We start from the raw sequence: 19,362 nt of genomic DNA, 5'->3' as shown, positions 1-19,362 counted from the left end.
TGCAACTGGCACAATGGCCTGTCCACTGCCTTTGGTACCAAGCTGGGGCGCCACAGCCAATATTTAGGTATTAGTTTAAACAAAAAGCACGCTTAGATATAAAAAATAATATTTTTTAATAATTTGTTTCAATATTCAATTTCTTGCTTCTGCCTTGTTAATGAAGGTTTCTTGCACGTATCAGTTTGTTGATAATTAACTGGTTACGCCTAATACTATCTATCAGTTAGTCATTTGAAACAAACGCATCTGCATGCCACGGACAGGTACTCAACCCCCAACATCCCGAATAAAAGTATTCTTAAGGCCTGCGTGTGGGTATCAGAAGACGGCAACTGATTTACCTAATGATTCAAATAGAAGAACGGGGAATGCGGACAAATGCTAGCCAGGGTTCATCAAAGCTCTAACCGATGCAGTTGCCGGCGTCAGTGCTAAACATTTCCAACTGCTCCCTTCCTGTTATGCTGCCCCCGTTGCCTAGCTCCAAACTGCCTGCCAACCACCTGACCACTACCGAACTGGCAACTTTGGCCGACGACCTTACTAGCCCCGAAACGAAAAGTCCGCATTTCAAGCTGTTTGATGAAGCCGCCCAACAGGCGCAGAAAAAGTGGCGGGGGCTATTTCAGTGGTCCGTGTTCTTTCTATTATTCATTTCCTTCTTCTCAGCCGCTACCGGCTTGGGGCCTTGGCTCGTTACGAAGAGGCTACTATCATCCGACCCAAGAATTCTCCGTCTGTTCGATGGGATTGGGGTGGCGCTGACGGTGCTGGGTGTAGCGTTGGAGGTTGGGTTGCAACTTTATTGGCGTCGTCGTCTAGCGCCCTGGGTATTTACTCGCCAGCATGCGGAAGCCCTACGCAGCGCCGTGTGGCTCTACTTATTCGACCTGCCCCTGTCCACTACTGGACGTGCTGCTCCCGCTGCGCAGGCCGACGCGGCCTGGCAACAGTGGGTAGCAGACCTTGCCGCCGCCAACCTTCGCCAACTTACTGCGGCCGGCCGGCCACTGCCCCCTTTGCCTACTTTGGCAGCCGAGCCCACGCAAGAGCTTCGCGACCTACGAAGTCGCCTGCGCCAAGTTGGACTGGACGAGAAACTACAGGCTTACTGCCTTGCCCGCCTCAGCTCACAACGTACGTATTTCGTTGGGCGAGCCGAGGAACTGCGCAACAAAGCGCAGTTCTGGCACTACTTCAGCTATGGCATCTTGGTAGTAGCTTTTGGCTGGAACTTGGTCCGCCTGCTGGCTATTGTGCAGAACTGGTCTTCTAGTATATCCTTCTTCAATTTCAATTTTTTTCTGGTTTTGATTGGAGGCGCTGGGTTAGTGAAGGCCTATATTGAAACCGAAGGCTTAGAGCCCTTAGCGGCCCGATACCAACTAGTGGGCGACGCCTTGCTAGCACAGCACAAGCAGTGCCCGCAGGCGCCGGTATCACCAGACACCTTTCAGCATTTCATAACCGAATCGGAACGCATTCTACGGGCAGAAACCACGGAATGGACCACCCGACACGGGTAAATGCTACAGCCGGCCTTTGCCCGCCACAACCAAGCTTATTTGTATCCTTCCTGATTTGCCTTGCGCTGAGTTACCTGTTGTTCCTGCTGAGTTCCTTCTTTTCTTGACCTATGGCCACTCCTGATGCCCCAGCTACCCCGCTGCTACCTAGATTCCTGACTATCGGCTTTGTTGGTAAGCGTAAACTACCCCAGGGTGATACGTCCTTGCGCGCAACGCTTGCCCATCTGTTAGACGAACTGGAAACTGAATTTCCGGGGCCAGGGTATGTGCTAGTTGGGCTTTCCTCCTTGGCTATGGGGGCGGATGTCGTCTTTGCGGAGCTTATAGCCCAGCGCCACTCGGCCCCACTGATAGAAGGGCGGCCGAGCTATGTGCAGCAAGTATTTTTACCTTCTCAAGAAGCCGGTTTTTTCTTGCCTGATGATTTTCGCTTGAGCGAAACAGAGCCCGAAGCAACTGTGCGCCAACGGCTGACCCAGGCCAGAGCGTGCCTTCACACGCCGGCAGTACTGGAAGTTCGAATCACCGGCGTCGATCCGGACCGCAATGAACGGTTTGCGGAAACGGCCTACGAAATCGTGAGTGAGTGTGATGTGCTGGTAGTGGCCTGTACCCGCGCCGAGAAAGAGGCCGTACTTGGGTCGGCGCCGGCCGTTGATTTTGCCCGCGGCGGTTCAGCTGAAACTCTCCAGCACGCTTACGCCACCGGAAAACGGTTGCTAGTCATTGAAGTAGATGCGCCGGTCGGGCCAGATAACTTATTGCCAGTAACCTCTAAGCTTGAAATCAAGCAGCCGAAAGCCACAGCAGCAGAACTTGGTTTCAATCAACTCACTCGCCTTACGATGGTGCCACTGCCCGAACTGCAGTATCCTACGGTCCTGGCCCATATCCACACCGAGGCAGACAGAAGGGCGGTTCACACCAAAACTCGCTTTGTATGGTATAGTGAGTGGGTATTAGGGGGGCATCTGCTGGCTACGTTTGTCGCGGCCCTGGCCCTGGCTTTTGGTTTAGAAGGGAGTTCCGCGCTCTTGGCTGGAGTTACAAAGTTCGCGCTCCTGCTGTTGGTGCTGTTATTAGCGTGGCGGCTGCACCACCGCACGGAACAAAGAGGCTGGCTGGAAGCTCGTTTACTGGCCGAACTAACCCGTGCGGCACAGAATCTACTTTCGACAGTTCCGGCCACTGCCGCAACCCCCAACCGCCTTTGTATCCCGGGGGCCCTCGTCATTTGCGGGAGTTTCATTTGCCGGAACTAAGCTCGTTGGCCAAGTCCTTGTATATGCTGCACTTGCGCGAATTCTGCGTCAGAGTAAGCAAAAATCACTACGACTATGGGGCCCATACTTCCACTACCGCCAAGGAAATGGCCCAGCGCTATGTTAGTCAGCGGCTTGATGCCCCTAAGCAAGAAGGCGGACAGATCAAGTATTTCGAGCAAGCCCGAGACCTGGCAAAACACCGCCTGCACCGAATGGAGCGCTGGTTTTTCCTGTTTTCGATTGCTGCTACCCTCTGTGCCTTGGGGGCGCTGTTGGTAAACTACTTGCCCAAGGACGTCCTGGCTAACTTGTCTCACGTGTGGTACTACAAGTTTCTGTTCAAGTTCCTGCCTCTCACGCTGCCCGTAGCCGCGGCCAGCTTGATAGCCTGGATTAGCCTCCGTGACTTAGACCGCGAAGCGGAGCGCTACGCCGATATGCTAGACTATCTGAAAGATGCGCGGGAAGAGTTATTGGAGTCCAACACCACTGCCCAATTGCGCCGCCGTATTGACCGCCTGGAAATGGCCCTATTGCAGGAGCTAGTTGAATGGCGCGCCAAGATTAAGGCTACCCACGCAGGTTGAGTTGGAAGGAGATAGTTGCCTAAACAAGAACATAATTAAACCAAGGAGGCAGGGCTTCCGAGTAGAGCTATTTGAGCGTAGTTAGTCATAAGTGATAAGGTGCTAACGCATCATGAGTAGCTAGAGGTGAGTTAAGCTGTACCCAGAGGCGAAAGCGCGGCGAATATGAGGTATCAGTTACAAGCCGCCAATCGGGCGTTAGTAAGTATCAGGACAGACAACTGCTAATTGATAACTCCTGGCTGGTAACTGGCAAGTCAATATGCTACTTTCGCCGCCGTGATTACCACTCTGACTCTCGCACTGCTGTGTTTGTTCGCCTTTATGGCGGGTTTTATTGATTCGATGGTCGGTGGGGGCGGGTTGATTCAACTGCCGGCGATGCTGCTGCTGCTAAAGGGTGTACCGGAGGCTACCATTTTCGGGACTGGTAAAGTATCGTCGTTGATGGGTACGGCGGCCGCGCTACGGCGCTACGCTGGTCAGGTACCTATTCAGTGGCGGTCTGTGGGTACGGCAGCGGCCACAGCGGGTACTTTCGCGTTTCTGGGGGCGCGGGTAGTAAGCATGTTTCCGCGCGAATTGCTGCGGCCGATGGTACTGGGGCTGCTGGTGGTTATTGCCCTCTACACGTTTTGGCGCAAAGACTTAGGCTCTCTGCACGCCCCGCGCCTCTCACCCCGCCGTGAAGTGTGGGTGGCCATTATCATGGGCGCGGTTATCGGCTTCTACGACGGCTTTTTCGGTCCCGGCACGGGTAGTTTCCTGCTCTTCACGTTTGTCGGACTGTTCGGCTACGATTTTCTAACGGCGTCGGCGTCGGCCAAGCTCGTCAACGTAGCCACCAACATTGCGGGGCTAGCTTACTTTGCTTACACTGGGCAAGTGCTCTGGATGGTAGCCTTGCCCATGGCCCTATGCAATATGGTTGGCTCCAGCCTGGGTGCGCAAGTAGCCCTCAAACAAGGCACCGGTTTCGTCCGAATTCTATTTCTGGTAGTCGTCAGCGGCATCATCCTCAAACTAGGCTGGGAAACGTTTCAGTGAAAAGGTGACCCGGTGAGCTTGAGGTTCCAACTGCGCAATTTGCGCAACGCTAGCCTCAAGCTCACCGGGTCACCTTTTCAATTAATCATTTGTTACCCTTATTCGCCTTGCGAAGGAAGCCCGGGAGCAGGGTTACCTTGTATGCCCTGGGCATTAGGAACGCCCATTTTCTCTTCGCGCTTGCGCTGATACTTATCGAACTGGGCCGGAGACAAGACGTTTTTCAAGGCGCTCAAACGGGCTTGACCAATATCGTCCACGATGGAGGCCATTTTGCGCACTTCCTGACGGTAATTGAGGCGGGCCGACTCCACGCCACGCACACTGGTTAGATTGATTTGCCGCACCTTCTCCACTTGTGCTGGGTTGAGGGCCAGCGCCTTCTGCATGTTGCTAGTGAGGGCATTGGCGCGCGCTTCCACCTGCGCTTCGGGCGGGGTTGCCATAGGCCGAGTAGGGGCGGCCGCCGAGGCCGAAGTTCTGGGTTTGGTGGTGCCAGCCACCGCCGGTTTGGGTTTCGGCTTGGTAGTGGTCTGAGCTAATAGGAGGGTAGGAGTAGTCGCCAGTAGCGCAGCGATAATAAAGGTTTTCATGCGTAGTAAGTGAAGATGCCAGCCGACGGATAGCGCCTCTGGGCCAAGCAATAAGCTAGGAGCTGAAACTGACACGTAAATATGATGCCAATTCGTGAAAGCTGCGCCCATAACGTCTGTCCAGAACTTTCTGGTTTCAAGTTGCGCGTTTCTAGTGCTGATTTTTAGTTGATTAGCCAGAGCAGTATATCGTATTCTTCGTTTTGCTACTCAGAAGCCGCGCGCTTACCGTTGTGCTTGCGTAAGGCAGGGCGCGGGAACTTGCAAGACCCTGGCAAACATCTTCAGCGCGCAACGAGTATTTAATCAGCAACTAGGATACCGCAATCAGAAACGCATACTATATGAAAGCAGAAAAACGTAATAACTGGTTGGCCCTGGCCGGGGCTGGCGCGCTGCTAGCGGCCGCCACGTTGTGGAGCAATCGGCGCGGCTCCTACAACCTACAGGGCCGAGTGGTCTTGATTACCGGCGGATCGCGCGGCTTGGGGTTGATTTTGGCCCGCCAAGCCGTAGCCGAAGGCGCCAAAGTAGCCATCTGTGCTCGTGACGCCGATGAACTGGAGCGCGCCCGACAAGAGCTAGCTGCGGGCGGCGCCGAGGTACTAGCTGTTTCCCGCGACCTAATGGTGCCCGGCGAAGTGCGCACTATGGTGGCCGAAGTGCAGGAAAAACTAGGCCCCATCGACGTGTTGATCAACAACGCGGGCATCATCACCGGCGGCCCGCTCGACCACATGGAGTTGCGCGAATACGAAGAGTCGATGGATACGCACTTCTGGGCGCCGCTGCACGCCATGCAAGCCGTGCTACCCGACATGCGCCAGCGAGGCGAGGGCCGTATCGTGAACATTGCCTCGGTGGGCGGTAAAGTGGCGGTGCCGCACTTGGCGCCGTACTGCGCCAGCAAGTTTGCGCTGGTGGGCCTCTCCGAAAGTTTCCGCTCCGAGTTGCTGCAATATGGCATTCAGGTTACTACGGTTTGTCCCGGCTTGCTACGCACTGGCAGTCCGCCGCATGCCATCATCAAAGGCCAGCACATCAAGGAGTACGCCTGGTTTACCATCGCCGATTCCATGCCCGCCATTACGGTTGGGGCCGAGTCGGCGGCCCGCCAGATTTGGAACGCCTGCCGCCGCGGCGACGCCGAAATCATCATTGGGCTGCCCGCGAAGCTGCTTTCCGGCATCCACGGCCTAGCGCCTGGCACCACCGCCGACATGCTGAGCTGGGTGAATCGGGCCCTGCCCGGCCCCACCGACGAGCAAGGCGATGCCCGCCGCTACGGCCACGAAAGCGAGTCCCCCATCACTCAATCTTGGCTCACCACGCTCACGCGCAAGGCAGCCAAGAAAAACAACCAGCAGTAAACTATAAACTAAGAGGCCCGGCAGCACATGCCGGGCCTTTTTGCTTTTAATAGAGTTTTTAATAGAGTAATAAGCTTCATTCCACTCTTGGCAGCGTGAACCGATGAGTATGCACTTCCCCTTCGGGCAATTGCGCTACCACATGATATAGCATGTCCGGCAGCAGTTGTTCGCGTTGCAAGGGCAACTGAGTTGTCCCGGCTGGTAGTTCGCCTTTCCATACTTCTTCGGTGTGCAACTGCCCCTGAAAATGATAGAGCGTGATGGTTGCCTCGGTTTGGGTGCGAACGATAAGCTGCACCTGCGGGGGCAACTCAGTAAGTGAGACCGTTAGGTGTTCGAGCGCTGGTTGTTGCGCTGCTGGACTCAGCAAAAACTGTAGTTGCGCGTGTCCTACTGGCCCAAACACGTCAGCCAGTCTAGTCTCCGGATTTTGCAACTGAAATCCTTGCCGTAGTTGCGCCCTTTCTTGGTCGTTGAAGCCACCGCCGAGCCCGATAAGCGTAAAGTCGTGGGCATTGAAGTCTTCATGTGCAGTTTCCCAACTAACGGTGCCTTCTACGGCGTGGCCGTTGGCACGCAAAGCGCTTAACAACCGGTTCATCACCAATGGATCCTTCCCAACCAGTAAGGCACGTGCAGTTTTCATCGGCGAAGGGGAGTAAAGCAGGTGGTATGTGCAGTTGTGAGGTACTTAGTAAGTAACTAAGACGATTAACTCAACAGAATCCCTTAAAATAGCCCCGTGCATACATGCAGCTAGCACGCAAGCCTATTTTTTTGAACCTTCGGCAGTAGCCTTACTTTCTTGTCGTATCCCGTTCACCTCACGCTGGGCCCACTTTTTTTGCCTGTACACTTGCTGTGCGAGGTGCTGGCCTACACCCTGGGCTACCGCTACTATCAGCGCTTACGCACGCGTACCACCGACCCCATTTCCAGCGAGCACCGCCTCTGGATTTTCGTGGGCTGCTCAGTGGGGGCGTTACTCGGCTCTCGGCTGCTCGGGTTGCTCGAACACCCGGAAGTATTGCTGCACCCACCCGGCGGCGCGCTCTATTATTTCACCAACAAAACCATTGTCGGGGGCTTTCTAGGCGGCCTGATCGGCGTGGAACTCACCAAGAAGCGCCTAGGTATTACCGCCTCCAGCGGCGACCTGATGGTGTTTCCGCTGCTGCTGGGCCTAAGCATTGGGCGGCTCGGCTGTCACCTCAGCGGGCTCGAAGACGGCACCTACGGCACCGCCACCGCCTTGCCCTGGGGCATTGACTTCGGCGACGGTATCCCGCGCCACCCCACCAACCTCTACGAAATCCTATTTTTAGGCGTGCTGGCGCTGCTGCTATGGCTGCAGGAACGGCGCCGGCCGTTGCCCAATGGTCGCCGGTTTCAGTTGTTTCTGGCAGCGTATCTACTGTTTCGGTTGCTGGCGGAATTCATTAAGCCCACGCCGCCACTGCCTGGGCTCGGACTTACGGCTATTCAGTGTGCTTGTGTGGCAGGACTAGGGTATTATGTTTGGGTGTGGTGGAGGCGAGACAGAGCAATGGCTGCTCTGCCGCTTGAGTAAGTGTTTAATACTTATTTAAAAGCATGATAAATGAAGGAATACTTTCGGTTTAATAGTGGTATACACAACTTTTGGCCCTTATACGAAACTATAAAAGCCTATTATCCGCTGGGCATTCTGGAAAGTGAAAGTGACGCCATCACGTTACATGAAACTTACCCCGGCTACCAGCAAATAGCGAGCATCATTGAAGACAACCTGTTTGATGCCAAGAACTATCAGGAGCGGTGGGGCAGCTTCAATAAGTTTCTCAGAAAGAAATTTAAGCGGAAGATTTCCGGTAGTATCAATACCTTTTCACCTTGCTTTTCGGGGTGCTTAACTCTAGAAGAGAGTGATACTCCTACGTACTTGGTTGCCAAGGAAATTCACTTTGTCATTAGCCTACTTGGCCCTTACTATACCCTATACGGAGTGGACAGCTCAACTTTGATGTTGGCGTTGGACCATAAGAGAGCGAATAGTCTAGGTATAGATCAAGCACGTTATCCAACCATTCATGCTATTACGGTTTCACCACATCTTGAATACGAAGCCGCCTTTCTGCAACTTAAACACAAGATTGTGGAGTGGTTTCCAAACTACAAATTCGTTCCCTACGCCATTCATCAGATGCGTCTTCGGGGACTGTCAACCAACAGTGTTAATCCCAAAGGAAAGAATCAGATATTCTGTGCTTTGTTTAAACCCGATCTAGCCCCCAATCTGCCTACAAGAGGGGACAAGTGGTATGGCTTTGCTGAATGGCCGCAGGAGAAAGTGCCGACAAGCGAAGACGAAAGAAATCAACAACTGCAGGCGGCGCAAGAGGAAAAAAACCGGCAATTGCTGGAAGCACATATACAAAGACAATCGGCGGGTTCAGTTTTAGAAGTATCAATTCATAAAGTTTGGAAGTTCAAAACCGCAAAGCAGTTGCCTGGCGAAGGGCATGGTATTGGAATGATGAGTTTAGAGATGTTCGATACTTTGGATTTAATAGACCCAAATGAACTGCTGTATACTACTCAAGAGGCTGGTCCGGTCAAATCCTCTCTTTACAGTATAGTTGGCAACGTGCTGAGCATCCATAGTTGGGACGTCCATCTAGGTAGCTACTTTAGATTCCTAGTAACAGACTTGTCGGCTAGCCAATTGCGTCTAATACTTCATCTTGATTTTGTTAAGGGCAGGAAGATTTTAAAAGGTAACATAGTCGAGCTGTTGCTTGAGCTACAGGAATAGCATAGCTGATTGTTGACCTCGAAGCTTGATACTGTAACCCTTCATCTAACCTTCCCTGCCATGCCCGAACGTCCTTATATCTACTACGATTTCACCCTGAGCCTCTGCCCGGAATGCCTGCGCCGCATCGAGGCCAAAATCGTGTTCGAGGACGGGAATGTGTATATGCTCAAGCGCTGCCCCGAGCATGGGCGCCAAAAGGTGCGCATCGCCACCGATATCGAATATTACAAGAGCATCCGCAACTACGTGAAGCCGAGCGAAACGCCGCGCCGCTTCAACATGGCCACCCACTACGGCTGCCCCTACGACTGCGGCCTCTGCACCGACCACGAGCAGCACAGCTGCCTCACGGTGGTGGAAATAACCGACCGCTGCAACCTTACCTGCCCCACCTGCTACGCCGAAAGCAGCCCGACACACGGCCGCCACCGCACCTTAGAGGAAGTGGAAGCCATGGTGGACCTAGTGGTGGCCAACGAAGGCGAGCCCGACGTGGTGCAATTGTCCGGCGGTGAGCCCACGCTGCACCCGCAGTTCTGGGAGATTCTGGATATGTGCAAGCGCAAACCCATCAAGCACCTGATGGTGAACACCAACGGCGTGCGCCTAGCCAAAGACGAAGCCTTTGTGGCACGGCTAGCTACCTATGCGGGCGCCTTTGAAGTGTACTTGCAGTTCGACTCGTTCCGCGAGAACGTGTTGCAAACCATGCGCGGCCGCGACCTGCGCGAAGTGCGCCAAAAGGCCATAGCAAACCTCAACAAACACAACCTCAGCACCACGCTGGTCGTGACCCTGCAAAAAGGCCTCAACGATGACGAGATGGGCGACATCATCGACTACGCCCTCAAGCAACGTTGCGTGCGCGGCGTCACGTTTCAGCCCACCCAAGCCGCCGGCCGCCTCGACAATTTTAACCCAGCTACCGATTCGTTTTCGCTCACCGAAGTACGGCAGGGCATCATCAACCAAAGCTCGGTGTTTACCGCCGCCGACCTGCTGCCCGTACCCTGCAACCCCGACGCGCTAGCCATGGCCTACGCCCTGAAGCTGGACGGCGAAGTCTTCCCGCTCACGCGCTACCTCGACCCCGCCGAACTGCTCACCAACAGCAGCAACACCATCGTGTATGAGCGTGACCCGCGCCTGCGTCAGCACATGCTCAAGCTGTTCAGCACGGCTAATACCGTGGATACGGTGGTGCCCGAAATCAACCAGTTGTTGTGCTGTTTGCCGCAGGTCTCGGCCCCCAATCTGAGCTACGACAACCTGTTCCGCATTATCATCTTGCAGTTCATGGACGCGCACAATTTCGACGTGCGGGCCGTGAAAAAATCCTGCGTTCATATTGTGAGCAAAGACCTGAAAATCGTGCCCTTCGAAACCATGAACATCTTCTACCGCGACGCCGAGAAGCTGGCGCGGCTAGATGAACTGCGGTCCGAACGCACGGGCATTATCTAATGGAGCCGAACCCGTTGCCGCAACCGCCGAAGAAGCCCGCGGATAAAGAGTCCGTGACTTGGCCGCTGATACTTAATCTAGGTATCTTATTGCTAGTGGCCGTGTTTGAAGGTATCGATTCGTTGCCCATGGCAATTGGCGCGCTGGTGTTACTCAACGGGTTAACTGGCGCAATCATGATGTTGTCGGGCAATAGGATGCACTACGCCTTGGCCTTCTTTTTATCAGGCTTATTACTACTGTTGATTGGTTTCGGGGTATGTGGGCTATTGTTATCCAACATGAAAGGTGGTCATTAGAGTCTGCTCAAATATGCTGTAACTTACTGTTGGTTGTTTTCCCGACTGTCATGCCTGATTCAGCTCCACAACCCAACCATATTCTACGCAACAACCTACTCGGTCTGCTTCTAGCGGCCGTCGTGCTGGGGTTGTTGGCCGGCGTCACCGAATTAGGCAGTGCGGCGCTGTTTGCATTTGGCTATGTTATACAGGCTGCCGTGAACGTGTTGCTGGGCTTATTTCATTTGTTTCAGAATACAAATCAACCAACCGACAAAAGCCCGCGCCTTACTTTCTAAGCGCCCTGTTGGTGCTTCTGATCGGGTTTGGTGCGTGCAGCGGTATGGTAGTCTTGAACGGTGGCTTAGGTAACATGCACTAGATTCTGCTCAAGACTACTCATGAAGACACCCTACCAACGTATTGTGGGTATCAATTTGGCGGTTGTGTTGCTGCTGGCAGTCATCATCAAATTCGTTTACCGCCACGACAGCCTAGAATTTATGTATGGAATGGCTCTGGCACTCCTCGGTCAACTATTTGTCGTTATGTTCTTTGCTTCACTGAGCCACACATCTGGCATCCAACAAGCCTACTGGCTAAGCGCTTTGTTGGTGCTGCTCATCGGGTTTGGCACCTGTTGCGCTGGCGCTGCTATCCATGTCTGAGGCTGGGGCCGGCTGACACCGTGGGCAATGGTAAGTAGCCCGGCCGCCCACGTAGCCTTTATCAATCAACGTTTTGGGGTGGCGGGGACAGAAGGTGTGGGCGTCCGTGCCGGGGGTGGCGGAATCGTCCCACTCGCGGGCGTGAATCAGGAACGAAGCCGGGAAGTGTCGATAGGTGGCTTCGTGTTGAATAGCGGTGGTAAGCACCAATTGGATGGCGGCGTGCAGGGCTTTAAACTCTTTGGAACTAAGCGTATGCGCCCGGCGCTCCGGATGAATCTTGGCTTGAAACAGTACTTCATCCACAATCCAGTTGCCGAGACCCGCCGTGATGCCTTGGTCAAGAAGCAGCGGCTTGATCATCGGCTTTTTGGTGCCGAGCACGGCTTGCAGGTGCTCGGGCGTCACATCTAGCGCGTCGGGGCCGAGCTTCTTGGCTTTCTGATACTGTGCTACGCTTTCCACAAGCCGGATACGGCCGAACTTGCGCGGGTCGATGAAGGCGACGCGCAGGCCATCAGCCAGGTGGAAGGCGACGCGGGTGAAGCGGGGCGCGTCGTGGTCGTCGCGGTAGGCGCCCACGTCGCCGGTCATGCCGAAATGCAAGGCCAGCACCTGGCCGTTGTCGAGCTCTAGAAAGCAGTTTTTGCCGAGGCGGCGAGTGGCCGTTACGTGACGGCCGACCAAGGCCTTGCGCAACGTGTCTTCGTCGGTCACAAGGACGTGGGCGTCTTTCACTTCAAACGCCGTAATAGGTTGGTGCAGGATGATGTCGTCGAGGAAGCGGCGGTAGGTTTCAACTTCGGGTAATTCGGGCACGGAGCAGGAGCAATAAGTACAACACGGTTCAGGTACTGAACAGCTTCCGCGGGCTCAGAGTTGCAACAAAACCTTGTTCATCAGTGTGCAGACTCCCACTTTCGGCGAGCTGCCTGCTATTGCCATTTAACCGTTTTCAACCACTTACATTGTCAGCTTGCCTTCTACGAGCACCACGCCGGTGCCACCAATGCGCACGAACTCGATGTCTTCGCGAGGGCCGGCTACATGCACATTTATAGTGCCTGGCCGACCTAACCAGTGCCCTTGCTCGGCAATGAAATCAGGTTGAGCAAGGTAGGCGTAGTGCCAGAGGTACGCCGCCATGCCGCCGGTAGCCGAACCCGTAACCGGGTCTTCGGCCAGGTCGGGAGGCGTGCCAAACTGCCGGGCAAACGTATGCCCCGTAGGGGTGGCACCGCCCAAGCAAAACAGATGCGGACTAAAGAAATCAGAGGTGGCGCGGTAGCGGGCGTAGGCAGCGGGTTCGGGTGGCGTGGCCCGGCGCAGAGCGTCATGGTCGCGTAGGAACATCATTAGCTGCCGGGTGCCGGTGCTCACCGTTTGGATTGGCGCGCCGGGCAACACATCGTTGGGCGTGAGGCCAAAGAGCGGTGCTACCACCGCCGGATCGTGCAACAACCCAAACACAGGCTTGCGTTGCGTCATTAACACCTGCGGTAGCTCGTCTGGGGCAGCCGCCGCGTCCACATCGATACGAATAGGACCGTCGCGCAGGGCGAGCTGCAATGTGGTGCGCGGACCCGTGAGCGGCAAGCGGCCCGCGTGCATCAGCGCCACAACGGTGGCAATGGTGGGGTGCCCGGCCAGCGGAATTTCTTCGGCTGGCGTAAAGAAGCGAACACCAAAATCTGCGTCTGCAGAACGACGCACGAAGGCGGTTTCCGACTGGTTGAATTCCCTCGCCAAGCGCTGCATCTGCTCGTCGGTAAGGTTGTCGGCATCCAAAACCACTGCGCACGGATTGCCGCCCAGCGGGGTTTCTGTGAAAGCATCAACAAGCAAGAAAGGGAGCGTAGGCATAGAGGCGCAGATTGATTGGCAGCAAAGCTACAGCCTACGCCGTCCAATGTGGTAACAGGAATGCGGCTATTCAACCTGTTAGTTTAGTGTTGCGCAACGTCACCTTAAGGCAACAAAAAAGCCGGGTTCCTAACGGGAAACCGGCTTTTTAACTACTGAGAAGAAGCTTACGAAGGGTCCGAGACCATGGCTACTTGCCGGCCGTTGCTGTCGTAAACGGCACCGGCAGCATCAATCAAGAGGCGGCGGTTTTGTTCGTCAACCAAGATGAAGGGGAAGTCTTCGTTGTTGGACCGAGTGATGCGGCCCACTACCTGAGCGGTATGTTCCTCATGGTCGAGGCGGATAACGTTAAGGCGGTTGGTAAGATAGAACGGTTGATTAGGCTTGTTGCGGAAGGTAATCTTGCCCACCAAGCTCATCTGCCCGTTGCTAGCCATCACGACGGGCGTGCCCGCGCCAGAGTTGGTCCGGCCAGGCAGCACTGCCGGCGTATTGCTCACAATAGCCGGGGCGGCCGAAGGGGCAGTGGCGTGGTTGCTGGCTGCAATCTGCTGGCTAGCACGCTGCCAACCGTCGCTGATAGCCTTGAGGCGGGTTGAGCGGCCAGGGTGCGTAGGCGAGGCTTCCTCGTCCGATACCACAGCCATACCGGCCTGAGCCTCGGCTAAGCTCGCGCCCATTTTGCGCAGCACAAAGCCCGAAAACTCGTCGGCTTCCAGCTCGTCGGTGGGGTTAGAGCCGCCGGGCTTCAGCGTGTGGCCGTTGAGGTGGTGACCCATTTCGTGCGCTAAGATGCTGATGCCCGCCCAATCGGAGCGGCCAGCACGGTTCACGGCAGCCACAAAATCGGGGTTATACAGGAGGAAGCGTTTGCCGCTGTATACCACTGCTGCCGCGTTTTGCACGGCCGAGGTGGCTTGTAGTTCGAAGCGGGGCTTGAGGCCTACCACATCGGTGATTTCGCGCAGTACGTCGCGCTTAGGAGTAGTCGAAGATTGAGCACTGACCGAACCGGCCAGAAGCAGCCACGCACCCAGCAGCAAGCCGGCGAAATGGCGGAAAAAGCGAGGCTGAAACGTCATGGAAATATCGGTGAGATGAGAAACCTGGATAGTCAGGAATCGTGCCTAAATAACGCGCCTCACCGATTTTTAGTGCCCTTGCATCAACTCATCTACGGCTGTTACGACCAACATTGTAAAGCGGCTTGCTTACGCTTAGTGCTAAGCTGGTATTAGTACCGCAACAGTTCTGCTTTATTTGCGCTCAGTACTCAAGACAACAATTCTGCTTGCCGATCATGAAAGTTCTCCATGCGGGAAGCTGCCACGAAGTGCCCAATGCTCCAGACTGTCAATCTAAGGCAAAGCGCATACTGCACTAGGCGTAAGGCCTGAGGAGTGCAGTATGCGCTTTGCGTTAAAAAAGCAGCGTCGGCTTTTAGACTTGCACCAGCTGGGGGGCAATGGATGAAGTTGGCCGCTCGCCAATTTGCTGGCGCCACATAGCGTAGTAAAGGCCTTTTTGCAGCAAAAGTTCGTCGTGGCGGCCTTGTTCGGCGATATGGCCGCGCTCTAGCACGAAGATCTTGTCGGCGTGCAGGATGGTACTCAGGCGGTGCGCAATGAGGATGGTGATGTGCTGGCGCGAGCCCGAAAGCTCCCGCACGGTCTGGCTGATTTCCTCTTCCGTGAGCGAGTCCAGTGCCGAAGTGGCTTCGTCGAATACCAGCAGCGTGGGGCGCCGCAGCAAGGCCCGCGCAATGCTGAGGCGCTGCTTTTCGCCGCCTGAAACTTTCACGCCGCCTTCCCCAATCACGGTGTCGAGGCCCTGGGGGCACGGGCCAGAAGCGAATCGGCGGCTGCTTCGTGCAGGGCGCGCAGGCATTCCTCATCGGTGGCCTGGGGCGCCACGAAGCGCAGATTCTCACGGATAGTGCCCGCGAAAAGCTGCGTGTCCTGCGTAACGAACCCGATTTGCTCGCGCAGCGTGTCCAAGTCGATTTCGGTGCCGGGGATGCCGTTGTAGAGAATTTGGCCGGCGGCGGGTGGGTAGAGGCCTACCAAGAGCTTTACGAGCGTGGTTTTGCCGGACCCCGACGGTCCCACAAACGCAATGGTTTCGCCGAGCTTGGTGTCGAAGGAAATGCCATCCAGCGCGGCGTTGCTGGCCGAAAGGTGTTTGAACCGCACCTCATCGAAAGCCAAGGTTTGGATCTGCTTGATGTCTTTGGGGTGCGTGGGCTTCACGTCGCGCGGCGTGGCTAGTATCTGCTCGAAGTTGGCTAAGGAAGCCTCGGTTTCGCGGTAGATATTGATGATGTTGCCCATTTCCTGCAGCGGCCCAAAAATGGCAAACGAGTAAATAAACAGTGAGAAAAACTCGCCCACCGTAATGCGGCCCTGCACCACCAAATACAGCATCAACAGCAAGATGGCGTTGCGCAGCAAGTTCACGAACGTGCCCTGCACAAACGACAACGACCGGATGTAGCGCACCTTCTTGAGCTCCAGCTTCAGAATCTTGTTGGTAGTAGCATTCAGTCGCTCGGTTTCCTGCTGGGCTAGCCCTAGGCTTTTCACCAACTCAATGTTGCGCAAGCTTTCAGTGGTCGCGCCCGCCAACGCCGTGGTTTCGGCCACGATGGTTTTCTGCACCACCTTAATTTTCTTGCTCAGCACCGAACTCAGGAAGCCCAGCAGCGGGATGGTCAGGAAGTAAACTGGCGCAATCACCCAGTACACCGTAAGGGCATAGCCCACCACGAAGATGATGCCCACCAGCCCTACAAACAGCACGTTCACGAACGAGGCAATCAGTTTCTCAACGTCGGTGCGGACCTTCTGGAGCTTACCCAGCGTTTCGCCCGAGCGTTGATCCTCGAATACCTGATACGGCAGTTCCAGAGAGTGGCGCAACCCATCAGAGTACAGCTGCGCCCCCAGCCGCTGGGTAATCACGTTGACGTAGTAATCTTGGAAGTTTTTGGCGATGCGCGACACCATGGCCACGCCCATAGCCGCCAGTATCAGCAAGCCGGCGCCACTCAAAAACGTACGGAAGTTGACGTCATGCAGCGCCCCGCTTGGCTTGACCACGTACTGGTCGATGATTTTGCGGAAAATCCAGGGATCAAGCAGAGAGAAAATCTGATTGATGGCTGCCAGTACCAGGGCCAACACCAATAGTCCCCAATAATTGCGCAGATAGCCGTAGAGCAGTTTCATAGAAGAAGAGGAGTATTCATAGATAAAGCATCCAACTAGGGAGAAGGTTTCAGTTCAGCTACAGACCACTCCCTATTTATTCATCCTTCACCTACGAAGCAGGTAGGAAATGGTGTAGCACTACTTTAAGAAGATAGGTAGGCAGTTAAAATCGTTATTCACACCATCCGTCATGCTGAGCGGAGTCGAAGCATCTCGCGTGCTGACGTTGTGGTGCTAATTCAACGATTCGAGCGAGATGCTTCGGCTGCGCTCAGCATGTCGGCTAGCACCACAACGTCAGCACGCGAGATGCTTCGGCTGTGCTCAGCAGGATGGAGTAAACGAAGAGTGGTCAACTATCCCTAACTCCCTTGCCGGATGCGCACTATTAGCTGAAGATAACTAGCCTTTTAGCTTTAGCTGGCGGTTTCGCCGGCGGTGCTGGCTACTAGGCGGGTGCTGCCGGGCACCATGGCGGTTTGGCTGGACGGTTCGCCGGCGTGCTCGGCTAGCAAGCGGGTGATTACGGGTTTGTCGGGGCCTTGGTGCAGTTGGCGGGCAAGGGCTTTCACATCGGCTTCTTCACGGCTCACACCCCGATCGTGCAGCTGTTCGTACTCCTCCCACGACTCCACCATGAAGTACTCGACCAGCCGGTTCGGATCGGCCAGGTCGGTATAGAGACCGACCCGGATGGCCCCTTCGCGGCGGCGGATGCGGCTAAGTTGCTCCATGAGGGTTGCGAAGGCCGGATGGTCGGCGGGGGCTACTTGGTAGGTGGTCGTGATGATAACCGGGCCAGCATTGGGGGCGGGTTCCTGCGCTAGTACCAACTCGGGGCGCGACCGGGCTGGGGTGAAGTCCAGGGTTTCGGTGTTGTTGATGAGCGAATAACGTAGTACCAGCAGCGTGCTTAATCCTAGCCAGACGGCCGCGCCGGCCAGAGCCACAGGCAGGCCCCAGTGGCTGGCCACCGAACCCCACACCACGCTGCCCAGGGCCATGCCGCCCTGAATAGTAAGCAGGTACAAGCTGATGGTGCGGGCCTGTACCCAGCGCGGCACCACCGTTTGCACGCCTACACTAAACGAATTGAGCACCAACATCCACGCCAACCCCACCAGCACCAGCAACCCCGAGAGCACCACCCGGTTGTCCACGAAGGCCAACCCGAGCAGACCAATGGCAAAAGCCACCGTGGCCAGCGTTACGCGCCAGTTGATAGTGATGCGACGGTTGATATTGGGCAGCACCACCGCACCGAGCACGGCACCCGCGCCCATACACGACAGTAGCACCGAATAAAACGAAGTAGGCAGCAGCAAGCGCCGCGCCACTACGGCTGGCATCAAAGCAAACAGCGCCGAAGCCCCAAACGTAAAGCTCACGCCCCGAACCAAGATATTCTGGACTGGCGGGGCGAAACGCGCGTAGCGCACGCCCCTCGAATGGCGGCCAGCACCCGCTCGCCGGCCAGCGTGGAGGTGGCTTGCGGCTCCCGCTTCCAGCGCCAGACCATATAAATGGTAGCTAAAAACGATAACCCGTTGAGCAGAAACGCCGCCCCCGCCGAGAAACTGCCAATCAGCAAGCCGCCGAGCGCTGGCCCAAACGAGCGGGCCAGATTGAAGCTCACACTGTTGAGCGCCAAGGCTTGCGGCAGTTGTTCGCGGGGTACTAGTTCGGGCGTCACGGTTTGCCACACGGGGTTGTTGAGGGCACCGCCCAGCCCTAGCAGAAACGTAAGCAGCAGCAGCAGCCACGGCGTAGTGAACCCGAGTAGCGTCAGAGCCGCTAGCACCAGCGCCACCCCGGCCATCCATGACTGCGTGAGCATCAACATTCGCCGCCGATCCACTAAGTCGGCGAGGGCACCAGCGGGCAAGCTCAGTAGAAATACGGGTAGGGCCGAAGCCGTTTGCAGCAAGGCCACCAGTACAGGCGAAGTCGTGAGGTCGGTCATTAGCCCCACGGCGCCCACATTTTGCATCCAGGTGCCGATGTTGGAAACGAAAGAGGCAATCCAGAGCATCCGGAAAAACGGAATCCGGAGGGGCGCCATGGGCGAAACGGGGGCCGGCGGTGCCAGCGTAGCAGTAACAGACATAAGCAACAAAAGCAGAAACCGCACTGCTTACGTAGCACCTCCCCCTTTAGGCTAACCCACCAGCCGGCGAAAGCCCCAACAAGCCTAGAAGTGCCCAAAGCAGGCAGCACATACAATCAAACGACCGGCAACCACAGCTCGCCAAGCGCCTCAACCAGACGCGGGTTGCTAAGCTGGACAAGGCGTTGCATTTAAATGAAAAAGCCCCGGAGTTTCTCCGGGCTTTTTGTTGCATAATAAGCTCGAAATATCCGGCTGGTACGCCGGCTCTTATGTTTTAGCTGTTGGTTGAAGCCCGATTCGTACGGCTGGCTTGGCCACCCTTACGGCCCGCAGCGCGCGCCTCTTCGGGCGTCCACTGGTGGCCCCGGCCACTCTCGTGGGAAGCTTTGCCGCCTTCGCTAGCAATACGACGCTGCGTAGCTGGGTCCATGGCTGCAAAGCCGCGTGGATTACCAGTCTTAGGTGCTGCAGTGGACTTAGCGCGGCTCGATGATGCGTTTTGAGAGGTAGTAGCCATGACGAAAGAAATTAGTGGAAAAGAAATGATCTGGTTGTGGAAAGGAAATGTAA

Annotated in this window: 16 protein-coding genes and 2 pseudogenes; 10 read left to right on the top strand and 8 right to left on the bottom strand. The window is 55.7% G+C overall.

Annotated elements, in window-relative coordinates; translation table 11 throughout:
• Positions 1-464 precede the first annotated feature (464 nt).
• From MUN86_RS13635 to MUN86_RS13620, 4 genes are all read left to right on the top strand, one after another.
• A complete protein-coding gene (locus MUN86_RS13635; RefSeq protein WP_245118505.1) occupies positions 465-1,529 on the top strand; it encodes a hypothetical protein in 1,065 nt (354 codons plus the stop codon).
• A gap of 110 nt (positions 1,530-1,639) precedes the next feature.
• On the top strand, positions 1,640-2,794 hold the full coding sequence (locus MUN86_RS13630; protein WP_245118503.1) for a hypothetical protein: 1,155 nt from the start codon (positions 1,640-1,642) through the stop codon (positions 2,792-2,794).
• Positions 2,743-3,384: a hypothetical protein gene (locus MUN86_RS13625; RefSeq protein ID WP_245118502.1), complete on the top strand. Its 642-nt coding sequence runs from the start codon at positions 2,743-2,745 to the stop codon at positions 3,382-3,384. The genes MUN86_RS13630 and MUN86_RS13625 overlap by 52 nt, the downstream gene beginning before the upstream one ends.
• Before the next feature lie 279 nt (positions 3,385-3,663).
• Positions 3,664-4,431 (top strand): sulfite exporter TauE/SafE family protein, encoded by a 768-nt coding sequence (locus tag MUN86_RS13620; RefSeq protein ID WP_245118500.1) that lies wholly within the window; start codon positions 3,664-3,666, stop codon positions 4,429-4,431.
• 98 nt (positions 4,432-4,529) lie between these two features.
• Here the strand turns inward: MUN86_RS13620 and MUN86_RS13615 are convergent, their stop codons facing one another.
• On the bottom strand, positions 4,530-5,024 hold the full coding sequence (locus MUN86_RS13615; RefSeq protein ID WP_245118499.1) for a DUF4890 domain-containing protein: 495 nt from the start codon (positions 5,022-5,024) through the stop codon (positions 4,530-4,532).
• Between the two features lie 344 nt (positions 5,025-5,368).
• On the opposite strand from MUN86_RS13615, the gene MUN86_RS13610 reads away from it, so the two are divergent.
• The gene (locus tag MUN86_RS13610; RefSeq protein WP_245118497.1) at positions 5,369-6,394 is read left to right on the top strand and encodes an SDR family NAD(P)-dependent oxidoreductase; all 1,026 of its coding nucleotides are present in this window, start codon (positions 5,369-5,371) and stop codon (positions 6,392-6,394) included.
• A 76-nt stretch (positions 6,395-6,470) separates the two neighbouring features.
• Here the strand turns inward: MUN86_RS13610 and MUN86_RS13605 are convergent, their stop codons facing one another.
• Positions 6,471-7,043: a hypothetical protein gene (locus tag MUN86_RS13605; protein ID WP_245118495.1), complete on the bottom strand. Its 573-nt coding sequence runs from the start codon at positions 7,041-7,043 to the stop codon at positions 6,471-6,473.
• A 159-nt stretch (positions 7,044-7,202) separates the two neighbouring features.
• Between MUN86_RS13605 and MUN86_RS13600 the strand changes: the two genes are divergently transcribed.
• The 5 genes from MUN86_RS13600 to MUN86_RS13580 are packed head-to-tail and all read left to right on the top strand — an operon-like array spanning position 7,203 to position 11,238.
• Entirely contained in the window at positions 7,203-7,967 is a 765-nt protein-coding gene (locus tag MUN86_RS13600) for a prolipoprotein diacylglyceryl transferase (protein ID WP_245118493.1), read from the top strand.
• 30 nt (positions 7,968-7,997) lie between these two features.
• Entirely contained in the window at positions 7,998-9,191 is a 1,194-nt protein-coding gene (locus MUN86_RS13595; RefSeq protein WP_245118491.1) for a hypothetical protein, read from the top strand.
• A 60-nt stretch (positions 9,192-9,251) separates the two neighbouring features.
• Complete coding sequence (locus MUN86_RS13590) at positions 9,252-10,658, top strand: radical SAM protein (protein ID WP_245118489.1); 1,407 nt, start codon at positions 9,252-9,254, stop codon at positions 10,656-10,658.
• Positions 10,658-10,957, top strand: a complete 300-nt coding sequence (locus MUN86_RS13585; protein ID WP_245118487.1) for a hypothetical protein — start codon at positions 10,658-10,660, stop codon at positions 10,955-10,957. Before MUN86_RS13590 ends, MUN86_RS13585 begins: the two co-directional genes overlap by 1 nt.
• Before the next feature lie 50 nt (positions 10,958-11,007).
• Positions 11,008-11,238: a hypothetical protein gene (locus MUN86_RS13580; RefSeq protein WP_245118486.1), complete on the top strand. Its 231-nt coding sequence runs from the start codon at positions 11,008-11,010 to the stop codon at positions 11,236-11,238.
• A gap of 300 nt (positions 11,239-11,538) precedes the next feature.
• Here MUN86_RS13580 and mutM read toward each other — a convergent pair whose 3' ends face one another.
• From mutM to MUN86_RS13550, 6 genes and pseudogenes are all read right to left on the bottom strand, one after another.
• A complete protein-coding gene (gene mutM, locus MUN86_RS13575) occupies positions 11,539-12,426 on the bottom strand; it encodes a DNA-formamidopyrimidine glycosylase (protein ID WP_245118485.1) in 888 nt (295 codons plus the stop codon).
• Positions 12,427-12,570: 144 nt separating this feature from the next.
• A complete protein-coding gene (locus MUN86_RS13570) occupies positions 12,571-13,470 on the bottom strand; it encodes a PhzF family phenazine biosynthesis protein (RefSeq protein WP_245118483.1) in 900 nt (299 codons plus the stop codon).
• 167 nt (positions 13,471-13,637) lie between these two features.
• Positions 13,638-14,555 carry a M48 family metalloprotease gene (locus MUN86_RS13565; RefSeq protein WP_245118481.1) on the bottom strand — a complete coding sequence of 306 codons (918 nt, stop codon included), beginning with the start codon at positions 14,553-14,555 and terminating at the stop codon, positions 13,638-13,640.
• Between the two features lie 358 nt (positions 14,556-14,913).
• Positions 14,914-16,700: pseudogene (locus tag MUN86_RS13560) on the bottom strand (ABC transporter ATP-binding protein).
• A 398-nt stretch (positions 16,701-17,098) separates the two neighbouring features.
• Positions 17,099-18,714 (bottom strand): annotated as a pseudogene (locus tag MUN86_RS13555) (MFS transporter).
• A gap of 352 nt (positions 18,715-19,066) precedes the next feature.
• Entirely contained in the window at positions 19,067-19,309 is a 243-nt protein-coding gene (locus MUN86_RS13550) for a KGG domain-containing protein (protein ID WP_245118480.1), read from the bottom strand.
• Positions 19,310-19,362: the final 53 nt, after the last annotated feature.

The organism is Hymenobacter volaticus, from assembly GCF_022921055.1.
GTDB lineage: Bacteria > Bacteroidota > Bacteroidia > Cytophagales > Hymenobacteraceae > Hymenobacter > Hymenobacter volaticus.
The sequence above is the reverse complement of the archived record's forward strand: the minus strand, read 5'-3'. Positions and strand labels throughout refer to the sequence as shown.

Bases quoted from the DNA above. Each gene is read 5' to 3' on its own strand.
- MUN86_RS13605 (WP_245118495.1), bottom strand. From the start codon at position 7,043: ATGAAAACTGCACGTGCCTTACTGGTTGGGAAGGATCCATTGGTGATG.
- MUN86_RS13565 (WP_245118481.1), bottom strand. From the start codon at position 14,555: ATGACGTTTCAGCCTCGCTTTTTCCGCCATTTCGCCGGCTTGCTGCTG.
- MUN86_RS13590 (WP_245118489.1), top strand. From the start codon at position 9,252: ATGCCCGAACGTCCTTATATCTACTACGATTTCACCCTGAGCCTCTGC.
- MUN86_RS13630 (WP_245118503.1), top strand. From the start codon at position 1,640: ATGGCCACTCCTGATGCCCCAGCTACCCCGCTGCTACCTAGATTCCTG.
- MUN86_RS13585 (WP_245118487.1), top strand. From the start codon at position 10,658: ATGGAGCCGAACCCGTTGCCGCAACCGCCGAAGAAGCCCGCGGATAAA.
- MUN86_RS13570 (WP_245118483.1), bottom strand. From the start codon at position 13,470: ATGCCTACGCTCCCTTTCTTGCTTGTTGATGCTTTCACAGAAACCCCG.
- MUN86_RS13595 (WP_245118491.1), top strand. From the start codon at position 7,998: ATGAAGGAATACTTTCGGTTTAATAGTGGTATACACAACTTTTGGCCC.
- MUN86_RS13610 (WP_245118497.1), top strand. From the start codon at position 5,369: ATGAAAGCAGAAAAACGTAATAACTGGTTGGCCCTGGCCGGGGCTGGC.
- MUN86_RS13550 (WP_245118480.1), bottom strand. From the start codon at position 19,309: ATGGCTACTACCTCTCAAAACGCATCATCGAGCCGCGCTAAGTCCACT.
- MUN86_RS13615 (WP_245118499.1), bottom strand. From the start codon at position 5,024: ATGAAAACCTTTATTATCGCTGCGCTACTGGCGACTACTCCTACCCTC.
- MUN86_RS13635 (WP_245118505.1), top strand. From the start codon at position 465: ATGCTGCCCCCGTTGCCTAGCTCCAAACTGCCTGCCAACCACCTGACC.
- MUN86_RS13580 (WP_245118486.1), top strand. From the start codon at position 11,008: ATGCCTGATTCAGCTCCACAACCCAACCATATTCTACGCAACAACCTA.